The sequence below is a fragment of the Seonamhaeicola marinus genome, assembly GCF_008085455.1.
In genome coordinates this window covers 485,780-511,764 of record NZ_VSDQ01000718.1, presented here as the reverse complement: position 1 = coordinate 511,764, position 25,985 = coordinate 485,780, and the positions used below count along the sequence as shown (strand labels likewise).

The window sequence follows — 25,985 nt, the reverse complement described above, 5'->3', positions numbered from 1 at the left end:
TTGTAACAAAACCTCTATTTCCAAATTGTTTAAATATAAAATCCCATTTAATAAAAACCTTTATGTTGAACAAACAATATTGTCTCTACCCTATATTTATCACTTTCAAAGGAAACAAATTAAAGAGACAACAATTGCGATAATTATACTAATTTCATTAGGTATTATTATTCTTTTCTTTGGTAGTGATGTAAGCATACTTTTCTTTTGTGTTGCTATATTTTTAATTTTTGATCTTTACACTAAAAGTGAAAATCTCAGAAGCTCTAAAGATCAATATATAAGAATGCTTAGGGATTATTTAAACGATAGTGAAAGTCAAAATATATCATCCTCCTACGGCATTTTTGAATTTTGCCACGATTCCTTAAGGTTATCAGATGAATTTAGTTGTACTTGGTACTATTGGAGTGATTTTAGGAAGTATAAAGTTTCTAAATCAAATTTACTCCTTATCCTAAAAGAATGTCCTGAAAATGTCCTGGTCATTGGAGAATCAGAAGTTTCAAAAATAGAATTTCAAAAAATACTGAAATTTATTGAGACAAAAATTAAGTAGTTGTTCAACCTACTCCTTCCCACAAGCAGCCCGCTTTCTGGTATCAATCAAATAAATAATTTTCCAAGTATCGCCATCCTTAAACAACTGAAAAGAGTTGACACCACAATGGCTAAACTTGTCATTAAACCAGAACTCATATGGCGTCCAAACATTAGCCATATTAGCATCAATCTGAATATTATAACTTAGTATGCGTTCGTCCCATTTTTGGTCTGCAGGGCGTGTGGCAATAGCTTTTAAAATTTTATCTGGGGAATCACTTACAAGAACATCTTTACCTTCTTTGTTTCTAAAAGCAGTTTGTAAAATTAATTTATCACTCATCACTGATTTCATTAATATAGTATCCCCTTTGTGGAATCCTTCAAAGAATGTTTCAATAGTTGCTCTTGCCGCCTGTTCCTCTTCACTTTGCGAAAAAATTGTAGAAGTAATTAATAATACCAGATAAAATATAATTCGTTGCATAAGTGTTTAATTTTAAACTAAAATAACTTTTCAACATCAAAAAGTGTAATCATTAAACAAAAGTTTAACTTTTTATTTTATTACTTTTACGTGCTATTTCTAAACTAAAAACATATGTCTACGGCAAAAAAAGAATATAAGAGAGTTACAGTAAAGTCATTAGTTGATATGAAAGCTTCTGGCGAGAAAATTTCAATGCTTACGGCATATGATTATACTATGGCTAAAATAGTTGATGGTGCTGGCGTAGATGTTATTTTGGTGGGTGATTCTGCAAGTAATGTAATGGCAGGTCATGAAACGACACTTCCTATTACTTTAGACCAAATGATTTATCATGCATCTTCGGTGATTAGAGCTATAGACAGATGCTTAGTTGTGGTAGATTTGCCTTTCGGAAGTTATCAAAGTGATCCTAAAGAGGCCTTACGTTCTGCCATTAGAATTATGAAAGAAAGTGGTGCGCACTCTGTAAAGTTAGAAGGTGGTAAAGAAGTAAAAGATTCTATTAAACGAATTCTTCATGCTGGTATTCCTGTAATGGGACATTTAGGTTTAACACCTCAATCTATCTACAAATTTGGCACCTATACTGTTCGTGCCAAGGAAGAACAAGAAGCTGAAAGACTACTAGAAGATGCCAAAATGCTAGAGCGTATTGGTTGTTTTGCTATCGTTCTTGAAAAAATTCCAGCTGCTCTAGCTAAAAAAGTTGCAGAGAGTGTAAGCATACCTATTATTGGTATTGGTGCAGGACCTGATGTTGACGGACAAGTTCTTGTGCTTCATGATATGTTAGGAATGACTCATGAGTTTAATCCGCGTTTCTTAAGACGTTATTTAAATTTGTATGAGGATATGACTAACGCCATGAAACAGTATGTCACTGACGTTAAAAGTGTTGATTTTCCTAATGAAAGTGAACAATATTAAGGTTGTTGTTGAACATTAGTGATAATCTGTATAATTAGTGTCCAGTAAAGTTTTATCAAATAAAGACAACCTTCAAGTAATTTATGAAGACAACCATATCATCATAATCAACAAACGGGCGGGTGATATCGTTCAAGGTGATAAAACAGGAGACAAACCCTTAAGTGACGTTGTTAAGGAATACATTAAGGATAAATATAATAAACCAGGTAATGTTTATTTGGGCACAGTTCATAGATTAGATAGACCAACTACTGGTATTGTTGTATTTGCTAAAACTAGTAAGGCGTTACCCAGATTAAATAAGTTATTTGCTTCAAAAGATATTAGTAAAACCTATTGGGCCATAGTTAATAATAAACCACCCAAAGCTAATGACACCTTAATAAACTGGCTTAAAAAAAATCCTAAGAATAATAAATCTTACGCTCATACAAAAGAAATAAAGGATAGTAAAAAGGCTATTTTACATTATAAACTCATAAAGACCTTGCAACGGTATTTTTTACTTGAAGTAAATTTAGAAACTGGGAGGCATCACCAGATACGTTGTCAGTTATCCAATATAGGGTGCATTATTAAAGGCGATTTAAAATATGGTGCACAACGCAGTAATAAAGATGCCAGTATCCATTTGCATGCCAGACAAATTCAATTCACACATCCGGTTTCAAAAGAAGCTATAAACGTAATTGCTCCTCTTCCCAAAGATGCGATTTGGGAGGCTTGTTCAAACTAATTTTTTATATTTAAAGAAAAAGTTGAGCGACATTTCTAAAATAATAGAATCACAAAACGCATTTTTTAGAACTCAGAAAACTAAAGATGTTAACTTTAGATTACAACTATTAAAGTCCTTAAAAGCTGAAATAATAGCCAATGAGGAAGCTATCTACACTGCACTACATAAAGATTTTAAAAAGTCGGAATTTGAAAGTTTTATAAGTGAATTCGGTTTAGTAATCTCAGAATTAAACCTTGCCATAAATAATCTGAGAAAGTGGGCAAAACCAAAACGTGTAAAAGCCTCAATACTTACATTTCCTTCTTCAGATTACATTTATAAGGAACCTTACGGAACGGTACTTGTAATTGGGCCTTGGAATTATCCTTTTCTACTAACAATGGAACCTTTAATCATGGCTATTGCTGCTGGAAATACAGTAGTTTTAAAGCCAAGTGAATTAACGGAACACACGTCTTTATTAGTCTCAAAAATTATAGACAAAGTGTTTTCATCTGAAATAGCAACAACAGTACTTGGTGGTATTGATGTAGCTACAGAATTGCTTGCTCAGAGGTGGGATTATATCTTTTTTACTGGAAGTGTGCCTGTTGGTAAAATTGTTGCTAAAGCCGCCGCTAAACATTTAACTCCCGTAACACTTGAACTTGGCGGGAAATCACCATGTATAATTGATGACACAGCGAATTTAAAATTAGCTGCCACACGAATTGTTTGGGGTAAATTCTTAAACGGAGGGCAAACCTGTATAGCAGCAGATTATCTTTTAGTTCATAAAAGTATTAAAGCAGATTTTATTGAAATTCTAAAAACAGAAATTACTCGATTTTATGGCAATAACCCTAAAGCTTCTAGAGACTTTCCTAGAATTATAAATAAAAGAAACACAGAACGTTTAGCCAAGATTTTGAAGGATACTAATGTAGTTTTTGGAGGCGAAATTGATATTAATGACAGCTACATTTCACCAACCATTGTAGACTCTCCTCGATTAGATAGCCCTATTATGTCTGACGAAATTTTCGGACCAATTCTTCCTATTCTATCTTATGAAACCGATAAAGACCTAGAAGAGATTATTTGGAATTTTGAAAAACCTCTGGCATTCTATATTTTTTCAAAAAATAAAAGATTTGTAGAAAACACAATAAACAAATTTGAATTTGGTGGTGGCGTAATAAACGATTTGCTTATTCATTTTGGGAATCACCGACTACCTTTTGGAGGTGTTGGCCATAGTGGTATGGGAGCGTACCACGGAAAATTAGGGTTTGATACCTTTTCTCATGAAAAGGCTATTATTAAACGGGGGAATTGGATTGATCCGCCTATACGTTATGCGCCATACAGCAACAAAAAGTTTACAATACTAAAGAAAATGTTTAAGTGGTTTGGCTAAACGGATAATTCACAATAAGCTCTACCCCTTCCCCAACCTTGGAGTTTAGTTGCAAATCTGCTCCTATTAGTTTAGCTCTACTCTGCATGTTTAATAAACCAGAACCTTTTTGAACCGTTTCCACATCAAAACCTTTACCATCATCTTTAGCTGTAATAACAAGATTTTCAGGTTGATAATCTAATGTAATACTTAGGTTTTCAGCTTCTGAGTATTTTACTGAATTAGAAAGAAACTCTTGTATTATTCTAAATAAAATAATTTCGTGTTTTCTGTTTATGAAAGGGCGTTTTTCTCCCTTGGTAAACTTCTTAGCGGTAGCAAATTTCATTTTCTTTAATCGATCCAATTCATTTGCCACAGATTTTTCAAAACCAATATTTAGAACTACTTCATTATTTAAGGTTCTAGACAACGCTCTTACCTCCCTTAAACTTTCACTTAAGGCATCTGAGGTATCTTTAAATTTGTCCTTTATTTCACCAGAAGCTTGCATTTTTAAAATACTCAATTGCATGCTGGCAAAAGACAATAGTTGCCCTACATTATCATGCAATTCCCAACCGATATTTTTAAGAGTTTGCTCCTGGGTTTCTGTTTGCGCCTGAACTATTTCTTCTTCAAAGGCTTGTTGCTGTTTAATTTTATCAAGTATAAGTTTGTTTTTTCGTTTTAAAAACACCACAAAAAACACAATAACCAAGGATGTTACGATTACTAAAACCGCAACCATGTAAATTAATAAATAACGCTCAGACGCTGTACTAGCTAATCGTTCTGTGGTCTGCACCATAATAAAGCAAAAGTATAAGTTAGATACATAAAGATATTAGAAAATAGATAAATTTTCCTCCTTAAAAACACATAGTTTATATCACCAAAAAATTCGGGATGTCTAAAAGGCTTGGTTAAATCAAATTTATCGTAAAAAAGATCATAAAAAGTTAAGGGAGTAATAATTAGCCACCATATAAATATTACAGCAGCAATATAAAAGCTTAAATATTTATAAAAGAACAAAATACGTTCGCTTTGCATTAATTCAACGAAATAAAAGGTACTGCACATAAATACTATTAACGCTCCAAGAATACTAAGCACTGGAAAAAACATATGAAAAAAGGCTTTCCAATTAAATATAACGTAAACAACAGAGAATATAAGATAAGAAGAAGCTGTATACCTAACAATGGATTTTAGCTTGTAACTCTTTAAAACTTTATAGAAATAGAAACTAAAGAAGAGAATTGCTATAATTTTCCAACATATGGTATACAACCAGTAGTTTTTTTCAATTAAAGTACCTTGTAAAAAGTATAAAAACCTATCTGGTCTTACATACACCACATAACTGCCAATAATTTCTAAAATGGCAATATAAACTAAAAAGAAAATGAAATATTTACCAGCAGTTTCTTTGTATTTTTTGTAGCAGAATACTCCCGTGATTGCCGCAATAATTTCGACAAGCCTTATAACAGTGGTAGTATATTCTAACAAAAAATGTTTCATTTACAACCTTCATTTCATTCATTAAGTTCCTCAGGTTTACAAAAAATTAAAGCAAATGTAAATGTAGAATACATGAATATATTCGCAGAAATATAAATAAGTCGTCTAAGTTCTATATAATTCCAGTCTCTATCATAGACCCCTACCTCGTAAAAAGTATAATTATCATAAAACACTATTGGAGTGATAATTAACCACCAAATAAATATAGCAGAGCTAATGTAAAAATTTAATATTCTATAAAAAACTAAGATTTTTTCACTGTTAAGTAGTTCAATAAAATAAAACAATACGCATAAAAATATTACTACTGCTCCGATCATATCTATTACAGGGAAATAACTATTAAAAAACGCAGTCCAATTAAACAGGATGTAAATTATTGAAAAGCAAACAAAACAGTAACTATAAAATTTGATAATTTTTAAAAAAACAGGCGTTTTTAAAACTTTACTAAAATAAAAAGCAAAAAACACTATTGCTCCAATTTTCCAGAAGAGTGTAGACCACCAATAATTTTTTGCAATCAAAGTACCTATTAAAAACTCTAATATCCTTCCAGGTCTAACAAATATAGTATACCAATTAAGTATATCACATATGGTTAAAAAAATAAGGAAGTAGATAAAATACCCTACTTCCTTTCGTTTAAATTTACGAAATAGAATGACTCCTGTTAATGCTGGAATAGCCTCAACAACATGTCCTAGCCAAACATAATTATTAAATAGAAATTCTTTCACTTAAACTATTGAGGATACCCGTCTCCACTACCTCCACTATTATTTAAAGGAGGGTCATTTCTATCTCCATTGCCCTGAACAGTCATGTTAAATAAACTTCCCTTATTTACATTAGAACCTCCTGTCGGCACAATAAACATTGTTGTCATCCCATTTTTCCCATTGGTTGAATTCTCATCATATACGCCTAGATAAACTCTTAACCCGGTAAAAGTCTCACCTTGAGGTGTTTCGCTTCTTATATAAGCAATGTAATTCTCAATGTCCTCTAAAGACCACCAAGCCCATCTGTAATCTTCTTTTTTAACTCTTCTTTCTGTAACAGAATCTAAAACAGGTTTTCTGAATTTGGTCCAATTATCATTTAAAGCCTTAGCTTGTTCTACTGTAATAACACCTTCAGGCTTAACAATAGCTTTTTGCTGCATAGAAGAAGATAAATCTTCAGCTTCCACAGCTTGTCTTGGACAGAAAAAATAAGTAAGTAATGCACCAATAATCGCTCCTAAAAGGAGAGGTCTTAAATTTTTCATAAATTAATGTTTGTTTTGTTAATAGCTCCTCTAATGTAATAAAAAAAAATTTTGATAATCCTTTTCATATAGCGTAAACTATAAAAGTCCTTCTGATAATGTACCATTTAAGACGGAAAGCCTAACATATTTCCCATACCAACAGTAAATAACCAACAACCATAAAGCGCATGTTCTATAGAAACCAATAAAGTAGACTTGGTTCTTTTAAAAGTAAGCGCAAACAACAAGCCTCCTAAAAATGTGAGTATCATGACTAAAGTGTTTTTAAACAGTATATGCGCTAATGAAAATAAAATAGCGTTAATAAATATAAAAAGCATTTTATTAGTAATTAAACCCTCATATCGGCTAAAAAAGAATGTTCTATAAATTAACTCTTGAGGATAAACAGATAAAAAGGTATACACAAACAGTATAAACACATACAGTTTTGGTTTGTTAAGTAATACGTAAAATAAAAACGCTTTGTCTGTAATCCATACAAAAACTGTGGTTATGATCGCAATAACCATAAATTTAAAAAGTGTTTTTTGCCAAAACTGTTTCCAATTAAGGTCTCTAGCTATTTTAAATTTTAATCCTTCAATTTTTAGCAATACATAAACGATATATATAAATCCTAATAGACCAATTGCGCCCTTTATTCGTGGGTCATAATCTAAAGCAAAACTTATAGGAACTAGTATAAAGATTAGAAATAGTTCTATGCCCTTGTAAATATTACTTTTCATTTTCAAAATTAATTGCCGTAGTATGTTTAACCTCGTTTATTACAAACATACTATGTGTACTGCCAATATGACTAATAGTGGTTAATTTTTTAACCATGAATTCCCTAAACTCTGCCATGTCGTTAACCAATACTTTTAGCAAGTAGTCGTAATCGCCACTTAGGTGATAACATTCTAAAACCTCATTTAACTTATTAACCTCTTTTTCAAAGCTAACCACATATTCCTGAATGTGTTGTGCCAATTTAATATGACAAAACACGGTAAAGTTTTTTTCTACTTTTTCTTTATTTACTAAGGCCACATAACCATTAATAAAGCCAGCTTTCTCGAGTTTCTTTATACGCTCATAAACTGCAGTTACAGATAGCCCTAATTTGTTTGAAAGTTCTTTATTGGTTTGCTTACAATCTTGCTGTAAGTACTCCAAAAGTTCTTTATCCGTAGTATCAAAAACCATAACTGAAATATTTTCATTAAATATACAAATTACAGATCATTTTTAAACAAATAAAACTACCAAACAACCATAACATAGTTTTATTTTCATTAAAAACACAACACTATTGACTTTTAATCATTAAAATTAGAATTTTACAGAATATAACATCCAACATCATGAGTTTTAAACCCGCTAATAATATACAAGATTTACAATACTTTGGAGAATTTGGAGGTGTAAACCCTTCAATTTCAGATGCATCTACATATACTTTCCTTTCTGCGAAAACCATGTTTGATACTTTTGAAGGAAATGCAGATGGCTGTTATTTATACTCAAGACATACATCTCCTTCAAATTTATATCTAGGAGAAGCCCTAGCTGCAATGGAAGGTACAGAAACTGCTAATGTTTCAGCGTCTGGTATGGGCGCCATTACAGCAGTATTAATGCAACTTTGCAATTCTGGAGATCATGTTGTGTCTAGCAGAACTATTTATGGTGGCACCTATGCTTTTCTTAAAAACTTTGCTCCAAAATTTAACATAGAAACAAGCTTTATTGATATTACTAAACCTAAGGTTGTTGAAGCCTCTATAACTAAAAACACCAAAGTTATTTTCTGCGAATGTGTTAGCAACCCTCTTCTTGAAATTGCCGATTTAAAAGGGCTATCTGAGATAGCTAAAAAACATAATGTAAAACTTGTTGTTGATAATACATTTTCACCGTTATCCATTTCTCCAATTAAATTAGGTGCTGATGTGGTAATTCATAGCCTAACAAAATTTATTAATGGAGCAAGCGATACTGTTGGCGGTGTTATCTGCGGAACTCAGGAATTTATAGATGATTTACGAAATGTAAATGATGGTGCTTCAATGCTTCTTGGCTCAACTATGGATAGTTTAAGAGCTGCTTCTGTTCTTAAAAACCTAAGAACCTTGCATATTAGAATGCAACAACATAGTAAAAATGCACTGTATTTAGCCGAAAAGTTTGAAAAGGACGGATTAAAAACAGTTTATCCAGGGTTAAAATCTCATCCAGCTCATGAGTTATTCAAATCTCAAATGAATACCGAGTATGGTTTTGGAGGTATGCTTACTATTGATGTTGGTTCATTAGATAAAGCCAATGATCTCATGGAAATGATGCAGGAAAACAACTTAGGCTATTTAGCCGTTAGTTTAGGCTTTTATAAAACGCTTTTTAGTGCTCCAGGTACGTCAACGTCTTCTGAAATACCCGAAGATGAACAAAAGGAAATGGGCTTAACTGATGGTTTAATTAGATTTTCAATTGGTTTAGATGCAGAAATAGATAGAACTTACAATATGATGCGCGACTGTATGGTGGCATTAAAGATTCTTACCCAAGATTCGGTAAGTGTTAGTGTTTAGATACCTTTTGTTCGAGTGAAGATTGATTTTAGAATTTCTTTAAAATCAACTTCACTTCGTTCAAAGGGTTTCATGTTTAAGCGTTCCCCTTCCTTAAAAAGCTCAAAACTAAAGACTGCAGAATTAGGATTACCTTCTTCAGCTAGTGGATAGCGCAAATCGTTATACTGATAATTACCATTCTTAAGCATATAAACACTGAAGTAATTATTACTAAACCAAGCCAAATCATTTATTTGAGCATACATATTTGGACTCAAATCTCTTTGTTTTGGTAGTTCTTTTAAACTTATAAACTCTCTTTTTTTGTCAAAAATTGAATAATAACCATAAATGTAATTCTCTGGAGTTTCGGCTACACCGTACCACAAAAAATTGCTGAATAAAGATGGCTGTACAAAATAGCGGGAATAGTTAATATTATTATTATCTAAAGAGGTTTCAAAAATAGAATCAACATAAAATCTATTAACAAGTGTTAAACACATATAAATAGAACTAAGCCCAAGCCCTAATCTTATCCATTGCTGTCTTTTTTTACTTTTTCTGCTGAAAAACATTAATATTATTAAGCATATTAGGAATGGCAACGTATAAAAAACATCTACAACAGCTATATTGTTAAATGCTACCCTGTAGTTACTAAACGGAACAAATAACTGTGTACCGTATGGAGTGAAACTATCTAAAATTGAATGTGTTAAAAGAGCCAGAAAAAACATCCAGATCCAAGCTCTTACCGTTGTTGTTCCTAAACGCTTTTGGGTATTGTACAATTTATAGGTAGTCCAACCAAAAATAAAGGCTCCTAAAACAGCAAAAGTAAGGGAATGCATAAAACCTCTATGAAATAATGTAACATCAATTTGGTTGTCAAATATTAAATTACCGACAAATACATCTAAATCCGGAATGGTACCACCAATAGCTCCAAACAACAAAGCCTTGTTTCCTATTTTTCTACCTAATACAGCCTCTCCGCAGGCTGCTCCTAAAACTATTTGTGTTAATGAATCCATAGCTATAACTCTGTAAAGATAAAATTATACCCATTTCAACCATCAGGTAGCACTATTATTTTTGTTCTTTAAGTCTTTACAATAATCAATTGTATTATTCCTTAGAAGGAATTTAGCCTTTTTGTACATTTCAAAATAGCTATCAGATAATTTAGATTTTTTATAATCCTTTTCTAGAGTATTTATATACTTAAGAGTTTGAAGGTTTCTCTTAAGTTTCCATTTACTTAGTTTCAGTTCCAGATTTTTAACCCTTTCATAGTCTGCTTTTTTTCGGCTGTCCGATTCCTGCAGTTGTTGTAAACTTTTCTTTTTTCTCAGACTTGAAAAATAGCCATCAACAAAGACCAACAGGATGATAAACAACAAGAAAGATAGGCTAAGTATTAAAAAAATCATACTACATGGTACTTGAGAGAATTACTACTATTATGACACTCAATTTTTTAAAAGTCACATGCATCTAATTATTAATTAATAATCTTTAATCAAATAAGGTTACATTATTTAATTAACCAGCTCATTTATTGTATAAAATTCAATAAAATTGTAACATTACGTTAAAATTTTTAAAACATTTTATGGAGAGTCAGGATATAAAACCAAAAGAACCACAGGATGAAGCAATAATAACCAATAAAGAGCTGAGCATTTGGGAAGCCTTAATCCCCGTTGTTGCCTTAGTTATTATGCTATTTTTTAACGTATTCTTTGTTTATGGTGATGATGCATTAAGCGGAAGCAATCAATTCATTCTACTTCTAGGGGCGGCAGTTGCAGCAATTGTTGGCTTTTATAATAAGGTATCCTACAAACAAATGCTGGATGAAGTTGCTGAAAATATAAAATCGACTTCTGGAGCTATTTTGATACTTCTTATGGTTGGCTCTTTAGCAGGGACATGGCTTATAAGTGGCATAATCCCCTCTATGATTTATTATGGGCTACAAATACTTAGTCCCTCTATATTTTTGGCAGCATGTGTTATAATTTGTGCCATAATATCTATTGCTACTGGGAGTTCTTGGACAACATCTGCTACTGTTGGTATCGCCTTAATTGGTATAGCAAAAACTTTAGACGTTTCGGTTGGTATGACCGCTGGGGCAGTCCTTTCCGGGGCCTATTTTGGAGATAAAATGTCTCCTTTAAGTGATACTACTAACTTAGCTCCAGCTATGGCAGGAGGAGAATTATTCTCGCATATTAAATACATGACACTTACCACTGTACCAACTATAGTGGTTACCCTCATTGTGTTTATTATTATTGGCTTAAATATTAATACCACAGGTACTCCAGACATTTCAGATAAATTAACAGCCATTGACGAAGCATTTAATATTTCACCTTGGTTATTTGTGGTTCCAATAGTGGTTATAGGAATGATTGTAAAGAAAACTCCGCCTTTAGTTGCATTATTAGTTGGTACTCTTTTAGGAGCAGTTGCAGCAATAATTGCCCAACCTAATATAGTTATGGCAGTTGCCGAGGCCGACGCATTAACTTTTACTTCTGCTTATAAAGGTATTATGAATGCTATTACTGTTGACGCTTCTGTAGAAACTACAAGTTCAGAACTTAATGATTTATTTTCTTCTGGAGGCATGAGTGGTATGCTTGGTACAATTTGGTTAATAATCTGTGCTATGGTTTTTGGCGGTGTTATGGACGCTATAGGAGCACTCGCAAGGATTAGCAAATCTGTACTAAACTTATTTGATTCAGTTTTTGGTCTTTTTGCAAGCACCGTTATAAGCTGTTTAGGTTTAAATGCCTTAGCAAGTGACCAGTACTTAGCTATTGTTGTTCCTGGAAAAATGTATCAAAAAGCTTATAAAGAAAAAGGACTAGCACCAGAAAACTTAAGTAGAACTTTAGAAGACTCTGGAACCGTAACCTCTGTACTAATCCCATGGAATACCTGTGGTGCATATCAATCTGGTGTTTTAGGTGTTCCTGTAATAGATTATCTTGGGTTTGCTATTTTCAATTGGTTAAGTCCGTTTATGACACTAATATTCGCTGCGTTTAGAATTAAAATTAAGCAGCTTACTTCAAAATAACATTAATTTATAGCTTATTAAAAAAACTATAATTATAATCTATGGATTGATAAAAAATTAAAATTTCATTTTTCAAAAGATTCCTTGCTTGTGTTCTATCTTTGTGCTGCAGAAAATTAATAACTATTAAAATAATAAACACATGTCATTAGTAGGAAAAAAATTCCCAGATTTAAATGTAGACGCCATGAACGAAATGGGCGATACTTTTAAAGTTAACGTTCTTGAAGAAGCTGTAAACAACAAAAAGAAAGTTGTTTTATTCTGGTACCCAAAAGACTTTACTTTTGTTTGTCCAACAGAATTACATGCATTTCAAGACGCTTTACCAGAATTTGAAAAAAGAAATACTATTGTAATTGGCGCTTCATGTGACACTCCAGAAGTTCACTTTGCATGGCTAAGTACTGCAAAAGATAACGGAGGTATAGAAGGCGTTACATACCCAATATTAGCAGATAGCAACAGAAACTTATCTAGCATTTTAGGAATTTTAGATATTACTAATGAAAAGTATGATGAAGAAACTGGTACTGTGCAAGTAGAAGGTGATAATGTTACGTATAGAGCTACTTACATCATTGATGAAGAAGGAACAGTACAACATGAGAGTATTAACAACATGCCTTTAGGTAGAAATGTTGGAGAATACATAAGATTAGTTGATGCTTTAACACATGTACAAGAAAACGGAGAAGTATGTCCTGCTAACTGGGAAGAAGGTAAAGATGCCATGAACCCAAATGCTAAAGCTACTGCAGAATATTTAGCTTCTCACTAAAAAATTAATGCTATGGTAAAAGAACTAGAACAAGATAATTTAAATGAAGTTGTTGCTAATAACAACACTGTTGTTGTACAATTTTCGGCTACATGGTGTGGTAACTGCCGTATTATGAAACCAAAATTTAAAAAATTAGCAACAGAGAATGAAGATACGTCTTTTGTTATTGTTGACGCGGAAAAATTCCCAGAGTCAAGAAAATTGGCCACAGTAGATAATTTACCAACTTTCGCAACATTTAAAGATGGTGAATTTGTAAACCAAGTGCAAACTAATAAGTTTGACGTTTTAAAAGATTTAGTAAATGAAGTTACCAGTAATTAAACACTTAACACAGTTTATTGAAGAAAATGATGAGGATTTTGTGGTTGAAACCATAGAAACACTTGAAGCATTAACTGAAGTGCCTTCACTTAAAGATGAAGAATTAGATGTTATTGGTGAACTTATTTCTAATATGTATGGTGCTATTGAGGTTAATAAAATGATAAAAGAGGGTACTCCTAAAAAGGAAGCTCTTAATAGCTTTATGAAACGTGTTCTAGGATCCATAGATTCATAACTTATAGAAAAAGAAAAATTCAAATGGAAAAAAGCCACTTCAAAACGAAGTGGTTTTTTTATTTTTATAGCTTCAAACTTTTAGGATTTTGAGTTATTAGTAAAAACCAAAGTGTTAATTGTTAATACGAATTATGCACAACTTCTTTTTTTTAATCACGGTCTAAAAACAATTGGAATATAAAATAGAAATCATAGAAAGCATTGGAAAGATTGTTGTTTTTATAATGATAGTACTTTCTTTTTTTCTCTTTACAGCCAAAAGTAAAAACCAGCTACCTAATAGGCTTTTTGGTATTTATTTGCTTGTTATAGCCTTTGATCTCATTGGACTTTTCACCAATAAAACCTTAGAGTATCCCTTTATTCAAAATTTAAAAACGGCATCTAGTTTATTGCAATTACCACTCTTTTATTTGTATGTTTTATCGGTTTGTTACAATAATTTCAGAATTCGGCCTAAACACCTAGTTCATGGCCTTCCATTTTTAGCATTCTTTATTGTTTTTAGTTTATCTGGAGTCTCAGAAAAAATCATCTTCTTTTACCAGGTTATTGGAGAATTTCAATTTTTCTCATATATCATTGCTGTATTTGCAATATTAAGGAAGTATAGAGCAGTTTATCTAGAAAACTACTCCAATGCCAGTTATGCTATCTATAGGTGGTTATTTCAAATAAACGTACTTTCTTGTTTAGCACATACCTTAGTCCTTTTAAGATGGATTTTCTCTAGTTCTTCTTTGCAGAGTTATGTCTTAAATCTAAACATTCTAATTAGTCTATCGGTTTTATGTATAATTACTTTTTTTGTTTTAAAGGCACTATATCAACCCCAATTGTTTACGGGTATTAATAAAAATATATATCCACTAGATACTCCTCCAAAAAAGAAAGTAAATAAAAAAGGAACCACTACCAATGAAGCCCAAAATCAAAGCCTAGAGACTCTTAATACATTTATGATTACTAATAAACCATATTTAGACTTTGATTTGACCTTACAAAAATTGGCTGAATTAACAGATATCCCAGAAAAAGAGCTTTCAGAATTAATTAACCGTTATTTAGGGAAACATTTTTTTGATTTCATAAACGAATACAGAATAAATGATGCAAAAATTCTTTTGGCCGATGCTACCAAAAATGATCTAACAGTTCAAGAAATATTATACACTGTTGGTTTCAACTCTAAATCTTCATTTTACACAGCATTTAAAAAGGTTACCAACCTAACTCCTTCAGAATTCAGAAAATCAATCCTTTAGGCATAGTTCGACTTAAAGTCGAACATGTTCCTAGTATTTAAATTAGTTCGACTTTCTTTATTCGAACTAGTTAATTACTATAATCCTTCAAATTTGTATCAAATAAAAAATGGTACAAAATGAATTATACTCAAAAAGTTATAAGCTTAATTTCAATATTAATTTTAGCAACACAATTAAGCCATAGTCAACAAATACCAAGCGAATTAGAAGGTATTGATACTGAAATATCGAAATGGATGAAATCATACAATACCATTGGATTATCTGTTGCAGTGGTTAGAGATGGAAAAATTATTTATTCAAAAGGGTTTGGTTATCGAAATTTAAAAGAAAGATTACCAGTTACCGAAAATACAATTTTCCACATTGCTTCTATGTCTAAGGCATTTACAGGTGCTTTATTAGGAATTTTAGAATCGGAAAACAAATTATCGCTTAAGGATAAACCAGCAATGCATATCCCAAATTTTCAGTTTTATAATAATAAAATGAATGATCTTATTACTATAGAAGATTTGTTAAGCCATAGAAGTGGTATTGGTACACAAGGCGTTTGTTTGGAACTTTTCCCTACTACCAATAAATTAAAAACAGTACAAAGATTACGTTATTTAAAACCTGAATCTGAAGTTAAAAATAGTTGGAACTACAGTAATATGGGCTATACCCTTGCAGGAACTATTGTAGAACAAATAACAAAAAAAAGTTGGGATCAAAACATTATGGATAGAATTTTCACCCCTTTAAAAATGAACAATTCTTGTACTACTATTGAAGCCATGAAACAATCTAAAAATTATGCTATTGGTTATGGCGTGTACAAAGGAAAAACTGAGCCACTTCCCTATCAAAATTATTATGCCTTTGCGCCAGCTGGATCAATAAAGAGTTCTGTAAAAGATTTATCTAATTGGATACGCGTTTGGTTAAACAAAGGTATTTTTAACAACACTCAAATAATACCGAAAAGCTATATTCATGAAGCTTCAAGACCACAAAACATAAAGTTTAATGAAACGTATTCTAAAGACTCTTTTTTGCTAAGCGAAGGCTTTGGATGGCGCTTACGGTCTTGGAATGGTTATTATAGATTAAGACATGGAGGCAATACTAATGGCTTTAGTTGTGTTACCGAATTATTCCCATTTAATAACACTGGCATTGTTGTTTTAACTAACCAAAGCAACTCTGTAATTCCTTATATAATTTCCGATATCATATCGAGAAAATTATTTAAGCTACCTCCTTCAGAAAATTATCCTGTACTTGTTTCAGACATATACAAACCAGAAGAAGATAAGCCTTTTAACAAAACAAAAATGCCGGTATTACCCTTAGATAAATTTACAGGTACGTACTATGCTGATGGTTTTGGAAACATTCAAATTATAGAAGAAAAAGGGAAACTGCTTGCTCTATTTCCTACTTTTAGATTTAAAATGGAACATCTAAATTACAACACATTCTATTTGAAAGGTATGAAAGATTTTAAGGAATCCTTCAACCCAGAATTCACTGTGAAATTTTTAGATAATCAAAAAGGTGAAATTTCAATGCTAAAAATGTTTGCTCAAAAAGCGCCAATTATATTTAAGAAAAAATAGACTAAAAAAAGGAAATCCTTGAAAACGCTTTATCAAATATGATAATTCATTTTTTTATAAATCAATGTTAAATTATTTCAAGTAACACATTAAATATTCCTATTTTTAAATTCTAATAAAAAACTATAAAAAATGGCAACAGTTACATTAAAAGGAAACGCAATAAATACATCAGGGAGCTTACCAAAAGTGGGCGATAAAGCTCCAGATTTTTCATTAACAGCAACAGATTTATCAACTAAGACTTTAGCTGATTTTTCTGGAAGTAGAGTTGTTTTAAACATATTTCCTAGTGTAGATACAGGAACATGTGCTGCTTCAGTAAGACAATTTAATACAGAAGCCAGTGAATTAGAAAACACTAAGGTACTTTGTATTTCTAAAGATTTACCATTTGCTCATGCTCGTTTTTGCGGTGCTGAAGGCTTAGAAAATGTAGTTAGTTTATCTGACTTTAAAACTGGGGATTTTGGTAAAGCTTATGGCTTAAACTTTATAGATGGCCCTTTAGACGGGTTACTTTCTAGAAGTGTTGTTGTATTAGATGAAAATGGCACAGTATTATATACGGAACAAGTACCAGAAACTGTTGATGAACCTAATTATAAAGCCGCGTTAGAAGCTTTATATAATTAAGAATAATGACAAAAAAGGAATCCTTCTTAGTAAACAGGCTTAAAAGTGTAGGGTATGCTTTTAAAGGAGCAATATACCTAATTAAAACAGAAGCCAGTATTAAAATACAGGTATTCATAATGGTTATGGTTACTATAGCAGGATTCTTTTTTAATATTTCTAACACAGAATGGATTTTACAATGTTTTGCAATAGCACTTGTAATGTCTATTGAAGGGGTAAACACAGCAATAGAAGCCGTTGCGGATTTTATTCATCCAGAGCATCATAAGAAAATTGGCATTATTAAAGATATTGCAGCTGGTGCCGTTTTTATTGCGGCTTTCTTCGCAGTTATTATTGGTTGCATTATTTATCTTCCTAAAATCTTTTAATAGAAAAGATATACTTTTTAGAGATTATTCATCTTAATTTCAGCACTGCTCTGTACAGTGGTAAAAAGACCTCAATCTTGTTTATGTATAATGCAACTAAACATTTTGAATTCATCGCAATGCAATTTTTCAAAATAAAGTTTCGTTAACGTTAGTAATTTGTATTTTTGTTGCATCGTGCTAGGCACAATTTAATCCTGTATTTTTGAATTAGGACCTCAATAAACCCTTTAATGGCCAAGAAAAGAACCAAATCTAAAAAAACAACAAACAAAAAACTTAAGTCTCCAAGTTTTAAATTATCAGATCAGCAAAAGCTTGTATTTGGCAGCCTTTTGGTTATTTTGGGCGTTACTTTGTGTATAGCATTTGTTTCTTTTTTCATTCACGGAGATGTAGATCAAAGTGCTTTGTCTAGTGTTGGTAATAGAGATGTAAAAACGGAAAATTGGATAAGCAAGTTTGGAGCAGAAATAAGTCATTTTTTCATTCATAAGGGCTTTGGCGTCTCATCATTTATATTCGCCGGATTGCTATTCCTTTCTGGAGTATATGTACTTATGAATTTGCCAAAGATAAGACTCAGAAAACATTGGTTTTGGGGAATTTTTATAATAATATGGTTATCCATACTACTAGGATTCTTTGCTCATAAAAATGATTTGTTAGGAGGGGCTATTGGTTTTGAAGTTAATGCATATTTACAAGATTATATAGGTAAAATAGGTACAGCCCTACTTCTGCTTTTTGGACTAATAACGTATTTAGCCTCTAGATTTAAAGTTACTTTTGAAAGTATTACCAACCTATTTAAATCTGCCAAAAAAGATATTAAAGAAGAGTTTTCTAATTTAAAAGAAGAACCGCTAATTGCTGTAGACAACAATTTGTCTGAAGAAGCTGAAGCTATTAAGTCTGCCTACGAGGTCTCGTTAGAGAATGCCGTAAAGGAAGAACCTCAAATAGAAATTAAAAAGGCTGAAGCACCTAAGATAAAAGTTGAAGTTGCTACACAAGAACCTGAACAAGTAGACGAAGAACTAGAAATTAAAGTTGAAACCGTAGCTGAAGAACTATCGGAAACCGATAATTTAGCTAATAAATTGGTTGAAGACTTTGGGCAATTTGACCCAACTCTAGAATTAAGCAATTATCAATTTCCTCCTTTAGAACTTCTTAAAAAATACGATACAGAGGGTATTACCATTAATAAAGAAGAGTTAGAAGAAAACAAGAATAAAATTGTAGAAACGCTCAACAATTATAAAATTGGTATTGCCAGTATTAAAGCCACAATAGGGCCTACAGTTACACTTTATGAAATTGTACCAGAAGCTGGTATTAGAATTTCTAAGATTAAAAATTTAGAAGATGACATTGCCTTATCATTAGCCGCGCTTGGTATTAGAATTATTGCACCAATTCCTGGTAAGGGTACTATTGGTATTGAGGTTCCTAATAAAAATGCTACGATAGTTTCAATGCATTCTGTGATTGCTTCTAAGAAATTTCAAAGTTCAGAAATGCAACTTCCAATTGCTCTTGGAAAAACTATTAGCAATGAAACTTTTGTTGTAGACTTGGCTAAAATGCCCCACTTACTAATGGCAGGTGCTACTGGCCAAGGTAAATCGGTTGGATTAAACGCTGTGTTATCATCCCTATTATACAAAAAACATCCTGCTGAAGTTAAGTTCATTTTGGTCGACCCGAAAAAAGTAGAACTTACGTTATACAACAAAATTGAGCGCCATTATTTAGCAAAACTTCCGGATAGTGAAGAAGCAATAATAACGGACAACACTAAAGTTATCAATACTTTAAACTCGCTTTGTATTGAAATGGACAACCGTTACGAGTTGTTAAAAAATGCCATGTGTAGAAATATAGCAGAATACAATGCAAAGTTTAAGGCGAGAAAACTAAATCCAAATGACGGCCACCAATTTTTACCATATATTGTATTAGTTGTTGATGAGTTTGCAGATTTAATAATGACTGCAGGGAAAGAAGTAGAAACACCTATTGCTCGTTTAGCTCAGTTGGCACGTGCCATAGGGATTCATTTAATTATTGCAACCCAACGTCCATCCGTAAACGTTATAACGGGTATCATAAAAGCCAACTTCCCTGCCAGAATAGCGTTTAGAGTAACCTCTAAAATTGATTCTAGGACTATTTTAGACGGCTCAGGAGCGGATCAACTTATTGGTCGCGGAGACATGCTTTACACACAGGGTAATGATTTAATTAGAATTCAGTGTGCTTTTGTAGATACTCCAGAAGTTGAAAAAATTACCGATTACATTGGTGCCCAAAAAGCTTATCCAGATGCCTATTTACTTCCTGAATATGTTGGCGAAGAAAGTGGCACAGGTATTGATATAGATATTTCAGATAGAGATAAACTGTTTAAAGATGCGGCCATTGTAATTGTAACAGCGCAGCAAGGATCGGCTTCTTTATTACAACGAAAACTGAAATTAGGATATAACAGAGCTGGTAGATTAATAGATCAATTAGAAGCTGCTGGTATTGTAGGACCTTTTGAAGGTAGTAAGGCCAGACAAGTTCTTATTCCAGATTTAACCGCTCTAGATCAACATTTAGAAAACGAAGGCCAATAAATTGGCACCATAAATTGAATATGAAACAGACAACATTATATATGAAATTCATTTTAGCCTTATTAGTAACTACTATGACTATAAATGCTTCTTCCCAAAACAAAGGAAAAGCGTTATTAGACGAAGTTTCCAAGAAGGTAAAGAGTTATGAGACTATTTCTATAGACTTTAAATATACCTTAGAAAACACTTCTGAAAATATTAAACAAGAAACAAGAGGTGATGTTGTTTTACAAGGCGAAAAATACAAATTGAATATACTTGGAATAACACGTTTATTTGATGGACAAAAGACCTATAGCATTAGTCCAGAAGATGAAGAAGTAACTATTTCTAGTGAAAGTGATGACGAAGAAGATGCCATTACTCCAAGTAAAATGCTATCATTTTACGAAGATGGGTATACCTATGCTTTGGATATACAGCAGAATATTAAAGGAAGAAAAATTCAGTATGTAAAATTAATTCCTATAGATTCTAATTCAGAATTAAAAAGCCTATTATTGGGAGTTGATACACAAACTAAGCACATTTATAACTTAATCCAAATTGGAAAAAATGGTTCTAAAACCACTTTAACCGTAAATTCCTTTAAAACAAATCAGCCTATTTCAAAAACCTTATTTACCTTTGATTCCAATAAATATCAGGATTATTACATCAATAAATTAGATTAGGTTAGTAAGTTGAAGATACTAGACAGATACATACTCACAACGTATTTGAGGACTTTTATCAGCGTGTTTTTAATACTCATGCTGATATTTATTTTACAGACTATTTGGCTTTACATAAGAGAATTATCAGGTAAGGACTTAGATTTACTTATTGTTGGTAAGTTCTTAATTTATTTTATGCCAAAATTAATACCTCTGGTTTTACCATTAACAATTCTTTTGGCCTCAATTATGGTTTTTGGGAATTTTGCCGAGAATTATGAGTTTGCCGCAATGAAATCTACAGGTATTTCATTACAACGCGCCATGTCTGGACTAAGCATTTTTATTGTTGGTTTGGCAATTACAACATTTTTCTTCTCTAATAACGTAATTCCTTGGGCTGAGCTGAATTCATATAACCTAAGAAAAAACATTGCTAAATTAAAACCTGCTGCAGCAATTGCGGAAGGTCAGTTTAATAAAATTGAATCCACACCATATACAATTAAAGTTGAAAAAAAATATGGTGAAAACGATAAATTTCTTGAAGATGTAACCATTCATATGAAAGGTTCAGACGGCAGAAAAAATACTACCATAATACGATCTAAAACTGGAGAACTAGCTAGTTCTGAAGATTCTGATGTTTTAAAACTTATTCTGTATGATGGAAATTATTACAGTGAAATGTCTCCATCTAAAACAAAAGATAAGAAAAAGAAGCCTTTTGCCAAAAGTAAGTTTGAGAAGTACATTATAAACATTGATTTATCTAAGATGAATAATGTAGACTTAGATGAACAAACTCAAACGGATAAATATAACATGCTACCAATAAGTGGTCTTAGAAAAGCTATTGACTCTCTTGAGCAAAGAAAAAAAGAAGATTATGAAACGCTTGCCAAGGTAATGTTCTCAAAATCTTCTGTTGTTGAAAGACCAAAAAAGAATAAAAAAAATATCACTAAAATTCCTGAAGACTCAATTTATACAGGGGAAATCCTTGACGTTTTCAATACTAGGAAAAAACTGGAAATGGTTGATGCAGCTGGAAGACAACTTACTACTTCTAAACAAGTCTTAGTATCAAAAAAAGAAATGCGAAAACGTGCAAAATCATTACTAAACAGACATTATATGTCTTTTTATGACAAATTTGCTTTAGGTTTTGCATGTATCATACTTTTCTTTGTTGGTGCCCCGCTAGGAGCGTTAATTAGAAAAGGTGGTATTGGATTACCAATGGTAATTGCTATTCTTTTGTTTTTAACTTATCACTTCATTGGTATTTTTGCTACTAATAGTTCTAAAAATGGTAGCTTTAATCCTATTCTAGCTAGTTGGACGTCTACCTTAATTATGTTGCCTTTAAGTGTCTTCTTAACAAGAAAGGCTACTGCCGATAAAAATCTTTTTGAAGGTGATGGTTTATTTGAATTTTTAAAGAAAATATTCAGACTAAAAAAGAAAGATGAACCAATAGATACATCTGTATTTGATGTTACAGATTCAGAGTATGGGTCCTTAGACGCCTATCACAATGATAAGCTTATCAATATTCTAAAAAATCATAAAGAATTTGGTTATAAAGCTATTTATAGAAACACTGCACTGGCCATCTTAAACAAGAGAGGCATTACTAGCCAACAGCTTAAATTTTCAGGTAACTACAATAACAGAGAATATGAGCAAACTATTAACCTAAAGAATAAGTTTGAGGAGGATCTTAATTTAACTTTTGTTCTTTATATTATTTCTTTAGTTGCCTCTATAGTTGGTGCCATTTTAGACAATAACAATTTTCCAGGAACTGGAACAACATTACTTGTTCTTGGTACAATAGCAACGGTGCTTTTTATTATTTCGTTTGTTAAATTATGCTTTAGTGAACATAATTTAAGAAAGCAAATAGGCAAAGGATTTAACTCGTCTTTTATACTCGTTTATGTAATTGGTATTCCTCTATTTTTTATTGGTTATTACTTACTTGAAAAGGATGTGAAAAATAGCTTTAACCTAGACCTATTGGATGACAAAAATGGGAATAAAATTGAATTAAGCGACATTGCAAATAAGGCTAAACAAGATTATAAAGCCCATTCCATCTACAGTTTGGTATTATACAGTTTAGGCGTTATTTTGCTAATAGGTTTTTTTATATTCAGGAATAACAAATTACCTCATTTAGCTTCTGCCGCTATACAATTGAGCATTGTATCCTTAGTTTTATTTGCAGTTTATTATTTTAAATCTCTGTTTAACCTTAACAGATTGTATTCAGACGAAAGTTTAAAAACTAAAAAAACACCAATATTACTTTTAATAATTGGTTTCCCTTTATATTGGATAGCACATATAATCTTCAAAACTAAAATTAAAGAAGACTTAAATGCTTAATAGTTTATAATCTTTAAAATAAGCAATATCTTTGCAGCCTTATTGCTTAAACTATGACTAAAGAGAATACACAATTTAAGTTAAATACCATTCATGAAGCTATTGATGACATTAGAAATGGCAAAGTTATTATTGTTGTAGATGATGAAAATAGAGAGAATGAAGGTGATTTTCTTGCTGCTGCAGATAAGGTAACTCCAGAAATGATCAATTTTATGGCTACTCATGGTAGGGGTTTAATCTGTGCTCCTTTAACAGAGAATCGTTGTAGAGAATTAGATTTAGGAATGATGGTTCGTAACAATACGGATCCTATGGAAACAGCCTTTACTGTTTCGGTAGATCTTAGAGGTGGTGGTGTTACAACAGGAATTTCTGCAAGCGACAGGGCTAAAACGGTAAAAGCGCTTATTGATCATGATACCAAACCCTTTGAGTTAGCACGACCAGGGCATATTTTTCCTCTAATAGCTAAAGAAGGAGGCGTTCTAAGAAGAACTGGGCATACCGAGGCAGCTATAGATTTTGCAAGATTAGCAGGTTTAAAACCGGCGGGGGTTATTGTTGAAATTATGAATGAAGATGGTACCATGGCTAGGTTACCACAACTAATAGATGTTGCTAAGAAATTCGATTTAAAAATTGTTTCTATTGAAGATTTAGTGGCCTATAGAATGCAGCACGATTCTTTAATTGATAAAAAAGAAGATTTTCAAATTGAAACACGTTTTGGTAGTTATAGAATAAGAGCATATAAACAAACTACGAATAAACAAGTTCACATTGCTTTAACAAAAGGTACTTGGAAAGATGATGAACCCGTAGCTACAAGAATTAATTCTACTTTGATAAATAATGATATTCTAGGTACTCTTACCAATAATGTTGATAAGCAGCTTGACGATATGTTTAAGGCGGTGAACAGTGAAGGAAAAGGTGCTATCATATTTATTAATCAGGAATCGCAATCCATGAACATCTTAAAACGATTGGCCTTTTTAAAAGAAAATCAGTCAGAGCAAGAAGTAACGAAAGCGCCTAGAATTAATATGGATACCAGAGATTTTGGTATTGGAGCACAAATATTACATGATTTAAATATTCATAAACTTAGACTAATTTCTAACTCCACACAAACCAAACGTGTAGGTTTAATTGGCTATGGTTTAGAAATTGTTGAATATATAAACTATTAAAAAAGGGAGCCTGTTGGCTCCCTTTTTTATAACTTTTGCGTAATTATTTCGGCCATTTTTTTAGCTCTCTCCTGCACTTCTTCTTCCGTCCAAGAAAGTTTAATTAAACATGAAATATTTCGACCAATAAAGTGATCGGACATTTCAAAAGTTTTGTTCTCAAGATATTTTAAACCGTCTTTAACTTCTTTTGATATTGGAAATAGGGATTTTAACGCTTTTAAGTGTTCCCACTTCCGTATATAGTGCCAGTTATTATCATAATAATTCCAGCAAACATCAATTCCGCCTTCTTTGAATCCTTGCATTACCTTTCTAGCACTTTCTAAATCTGGTAAAAAGAAATTGAAAAATGCCCCACTCTCTTCTCCTCCTTCTGGCACAGTTCTTAAAGTAACTCCTGCGACCTGAGATAACGTTTCTTTAAAAATGTTTAAATACCTTCTTTGAATCTCCAAAAATTCTGGTAGGCGTTTTACCTGTGCTAAGCCTACTGCGGCATGCAATTCAGAAATCCTAAAATTATACCCTAAAAATGGATGCGTTTCTGCACCTCTGTCATTTCCAACATGATCATGACCATGATCACTGTAATGATCGGCATTTAAGTAGTAATCTTTATTATTAGTTATTACAGCTCCACCTTCTCCACAGGTAATGGTTTTTACAAAATCAAATGAGAAACATCCCAAGTCGGCAATACTACCCAAAGGTTTTCCATTATATGTTCCTCCTATGGCTTGACAGGCATCTTCTAACAAAAGCAACTTATGTTTTGTACTAATTTCTTGTAAAGCCTCCATATCCGCCATACTACCACACATTTGCACCACCATTATAGCTTTAGTTTTTGAGGTTATAGCTGCTTCTACTGCTTTTGGGTTTAAGCCCAAAGTATCGTCTACATCTACCAAAACAGGAATGGCACCTAAAGCCATTATAGCTTCAAAACTTGCAACAAAAGTAAAGGTTGGCATTATGACCTCATCTCCTGCTCCAACACCTGCAGATGCCAAAGCAACGGTTACTGCAGCAGTTCCGCTAGATACTAATTGTACATGGTTTGTTTGAAAGGTTTTTGTGAGTTCGCTTTCTAATTCCTTGGCTTTCCAATGGCCATTACGCATTCCGTCAAATCCGTAACGCATTAAAACTCCATTATCTAATACATCTTGTAATTCTTTACGTTCTAAGTCTCCAAATAACTCGAATCCTGGCATAGTTTTGTTCTTTGTTGTGCGTTAGGGATTGAGGCATTTGTTGAAGCTCCTCGACGCAGGAGAGAGCGACTGCTGAAAGCCCGACCCTTGTGGTAAC

26 protein-coding genes are annotated in these 25,985 nt (G+C 32.3%); 17 read left to right on the top strand and 9 right to left on the bottom strand.

The features are described 5' to 3' along the window. Positions 1-25 precede the first annotated feature (25 nt). Positions 26-559: a hypothetical protein gene (locus FUA24_RS19750; protein ID WP_148544773.1), complete on the top strand. Its 534-nt coding sequence runs from the start codon at positions 26-28 to the stop codon at positions 557-559. Between the two features lie 9 nt (positions 560-568). Here FUA24_RS19750 and FUA24_RS19745 read toward each other — a convergent pair whose 3' ends face one another. Next, on the bottom strand, positions 569-1,030 hold the full coding sequence (locus FUA24_RS19745) for a nuclear transport factor 2 family protein (protein WP_148544772.1): 462 nt from the start codon (positions 1,028-1,030) through the stop codon (positions 569-571). A gap of 114 nt (positions 1,031-1,144) precedes the next feature. Here FUA24_RS19745 and panB point away from each other — a divergent pair, with 114 nt between their 5' ends. Genes panB through FUA24_RS19730 form a run of 3 tightly spaced genes read left to right on the top strand, consistent with a single transcriptional unit; the run spans position 1,145 to position 4,107 of the window. Beyond that, the gene (panB, locus tag FUA24_RS19740) at positions 1,145-1,963 is read left to right on the top strand and encodes a 3-methyl-2-oxobutanoate hydroxymethyltransferase (protein WP_148544771.1); all 819 of its coding nucleotides are present in this window, start codon (positions 1,145-1,147) and stop codon (positions 1,961-1,963) included. Between the two features lie 37 nt (positions 1,964-2,000). Then, entirely contained in the window at positions 2,001-2,702 is a 702-nt protein-coding gene (locus FUA24_RS19735; RefSeq protein WP_148544770.1) for an RluA family pseudouridine synthase, read from the top strand. 22 nt (positions 2,703-2,724) lie between these two features. Further along, positions 2,725-4,107 carry an aldehyde dehydrogenase gene (locus tag FUA24_RS19730; RefSeq protein ID WP_394344232.1) on the top strand — a complete coding sequence of 461 codons (1,383 nt, stop codon included), beginning with the start codon at positions 2,725-2,727 and terminating at the stop codon, positions 4,105-4,107. On the opposite strand, the gene FUA24_RS19725 is transcribed toward FUA24_RS19730, so the two are convergent. From FUA24_RS19725 to FUA24_RS19700, 6 genes are all read right to left on the bottom strand, one after another. Continuing rightward, positions 4,091-4,900 carry a sensor histidine kinase gene (locus FUA24_RS19725; RefSeq protein WP_148544768.1) on the bottom strand — a complete coding sequence of 270 codons (810 nt, stop codon included), beginning with the start codon at positions 4,898-4,900 and terminating at the stop codon, positions 4,091-4,093. The genes FUA24_RS19730 and FUA24_RS19725 overlap by 17 nt on opposite strands. Continuing rightward, the gene (locus tag FUA24_RS19720) at positions 4,876-5,619 is read right to left on the bottom strand and encodes a hypothetical protein (RefSeq protein ID WP_148544767.1); all 744 of its coding nucleotides are present in this window, start codon (positions 5,617-5,619) and stop codon (positions 4,876-4,878) included. The genes FUA24_RS19725 and FUA24_RS19720 overlap by 25 nt, the downstream gene beginning before the upstream one ends. A 14-nt stretch (positions 5,620-5,633) precedes the next feature. Beyond that, a complete protein-coding gene (locus FUA24_RS19715; RefSeq protein ID WP_246147115.1) occupies positions 5,634-6,362 on the bottom strand; it encodes a hypothetical protein in 729 nt (242 codons plus the stop codon). Between the two features lie 5 nt (positions 6,363-6,367). Beyond that, on the bottom strand, positions 6,368-6,895 hold the full coding sequence (locus FUA24_RS19710; RefSeq protein WP_148544766.1) for a hypothetical protein: 528 nt from the start codon (positions 6,893-6,895) through the stop codon (positions 6,368-6,370). Between the two features lie 107 nt (positions 6,896-7,002). Next, on the bottom strand, positions 7,003-7,629 hold the full coding sequence (locus FUA24_RS19705) for a CPBP family intramembrane glutamic endopeptidase (protein WP_148544765.1): 627 nt from the start codon (positions 7,627-7,629) through the stop codon (positions 7,003-7,005). Then, on the bottom strand, positions 7,619-8,089 hold the full coding sequence (locus FUA24_RS19700) for an Lrp/AsnC family transcriptional regulator (RefSeq protein WP_148544764.1): 471 nt from the start codon (positions 8,087-8,089) through the stop codon (positions 7,619-7,621). The genes FUA24_RS19705 and FUA24_RS19700 overlap by 11 nt, the downstream gene beginning before the upstream one ends. Before the next feature lie 158 nt (positions 8,090-8,247). On the opposite strand from FUA24_RS19700, the gene FUA24_RS19695 reads away from it, so the two are divergent. Next, the gene (locus FUA24_RS19695; protein ID WP_148544763.1) at positions 8,248-9,474 is read left to right on the top strand and encodes an aminotransferase class I/II-fold pyridoxal phosphate-dependent enzyme; all 1,227 of its coding nucleotides are present in this window, start codon (positions 8,248-8,250) and stop codon (positions 9,472-9,474) included. Here the strand turns inward: FUA24_RS19695 and FUA24_RS19690 are convergent. Continuing rightward, the gene (locus tag FUA24_RS19690; protein ID WP_148544762.1) at positions 9,471-10,493 is read right to left on the bottom strand and encodes a metal-dependent hydrolase; all 1,023 of its coding nucleotides are present in this window, start codon (positions 10,491-10,493) and stop codon (positions 9,471-9,473) included. The genes FUA24_RS19695 and FUA24_RS19690 overlap by 4 nt on opposite strands. Before the next feature lie 581 nt (positions 10,494-11,074). Here FUA24_RS19690 and nhaC point away from each other — a divergent pair. The 12 genes from nhaC to ribB all read left to right on the top strand — a co-directional run bounded on the left by nhaC (position 11,075) and on the right by ribB (position 24,668). Then, a complete protein-coding gene (gene nhaC / locus FUA24_RS19680; protein WP_148544760.1) occupies positions 11,075-12,559 on the top strand; it encodes a Na+/H+ antiporter NhaC in 1,485 nt (494 codons plus the stop codon). 142 nt (positions 12,560-12,701) lie between these two features. Then, a complete protein-coding gene (locus tag FUA24_RS19675) occupies positions 12,702-13,340 on the top strand; it encodes a peroxiredoxin (RefSeq protein WP_148544759.1) in 639 nt (212 codons plus the stop codon). Between the two features lie 12 nt (positions 13,341-13,352). Next, positions 13,353-13,667 (top strand): thioredoxin family protein, encoded by a 315-nt coding sequence (locus tag FUA24_RS19670; protein ID WP_148544758.1) that lies wholly within the window; start codon positions 13,353-13,355, stop codon positions 13,665-13,667. Then, entirely contained in the window at positions 13,648-13,905 is a 258-nt protein-coding gene (locus FUA24_RS19665) for a DUF6952 family protein (RefSeq protein ID WP_148544757.1), read from the top strand. The genes FUA24_RS19670 and FUA24_RS19665 overlap by 20 nt, the downstream gene beginning before the upstream one ends. A 172-nt stretch (positions 13,906-14,077) precedes the next feature. Beyond that, positions 14,078-15,172, top strand: coding sequence for a helix-turn-helix domain-containing protein (locus tag FUA24_RS19660; protein WP_148544756.1), 1,095 nt, complete (start codon positions 14,078-14,080; stop codon positions 15,170-15,172). Between the two features lie 119 nt (positions 15,173-15,291). Then, positions 15,292-16,779, top strand: coding sequence for a serine hydrolase (locus FUA24_RS19655; RefSeq protein ID WP_148544755.1), 1,488 nt, complete (start codon positions 15,292-15,294; stop codon positions 16,777-16,779). Between the two features lie 132 nt (positions 16,780-16,911). Then, positions 16,912-17,415: a thiol peroxidase gene (tpx, locus tag FUA24_RS19650; protein WP_148544754.1), complete on the top strand. Its 504-nt coding sequence runs from the start codon at positions 16,912-16,914 to the stop codon at positions 17,413-17,415. Between the two features lie 5 nt (positions 17,416-17,420). Continuing rightward, entirely contained in the window at positions 17,421-17,789 is a 369-nt protein-coding gene (locus FUA24_RS19645; protein WP_148544753.1) for a diacylglycerol kinase, read from the top strand. 233 nt (positions 17,790-18,022) lie between these two features. Further along, the gene (locus FUA24_RS19640) at positions 18,023-20,416 is read left to right on the top strand and encodes a DNA translocase FtsK (RefSeq protein ID WP_148544752.1); all 2,394 of its coding nucleotides are present in this window, start codon (positions 18,023-18,025) and stop codon (positions 20,414-20,416) included. 41 nt (positions 20,417-20,457) lie between these two features. Beyond that, positions 20,458-21,093, top strand: a complete 636-nt coding sequence (locus tag FUA24_RS19635) for a LolA family protein (RefSeq protein ID WP_394344235.1) — start codon at positions 20,458-20,460, stop codon at positions 21,091-21,093. 9 nt (positions 21,094-21,102) lie between these two features. After that, on the top strand, positions 21,103-23,472 hold the full coding sequence (locus FUA24_RS19630) for an LptF/LptG family permease (protein ID WP_148544750.1): 2,370 nt from the start codon (positions 21,103-21,105) through the stop codon (positions 23,470-23,472). Between the two features lie 53 nt (positions 23,473-23,525). Beyond that, complete coding sequence (gene ribB, locus FUA24_RS19625) at positions 23,526-24,668, top strand: 3,4-dihydroxy-2-butanone-4-phosphate synthase (protein ID WP_148544749.1); 1,143 nt, start codon at positions 23,526-23,528, stop codon at positions 24,666-24,668. A gap of 26 nt (positions 24,669-24,694) precedes the next feature. On the opposite strand, the gene FUA24_RS19620 is transcribed toward ribB, so the two are convergent. Then, a complete protein-coding gene (locus tag FUA24_RS19620) occupies positions 24,695-25,888 on the bottom strand; it encodes a DegT/DnrJ/EryC1/StrS family aminotransferase (RefSeq protein WP_148544748.1) in 1,194 nt (397 codons plus the stop codon). Positions 25,889-25,985: the final 97 nt, after the last annotated feature.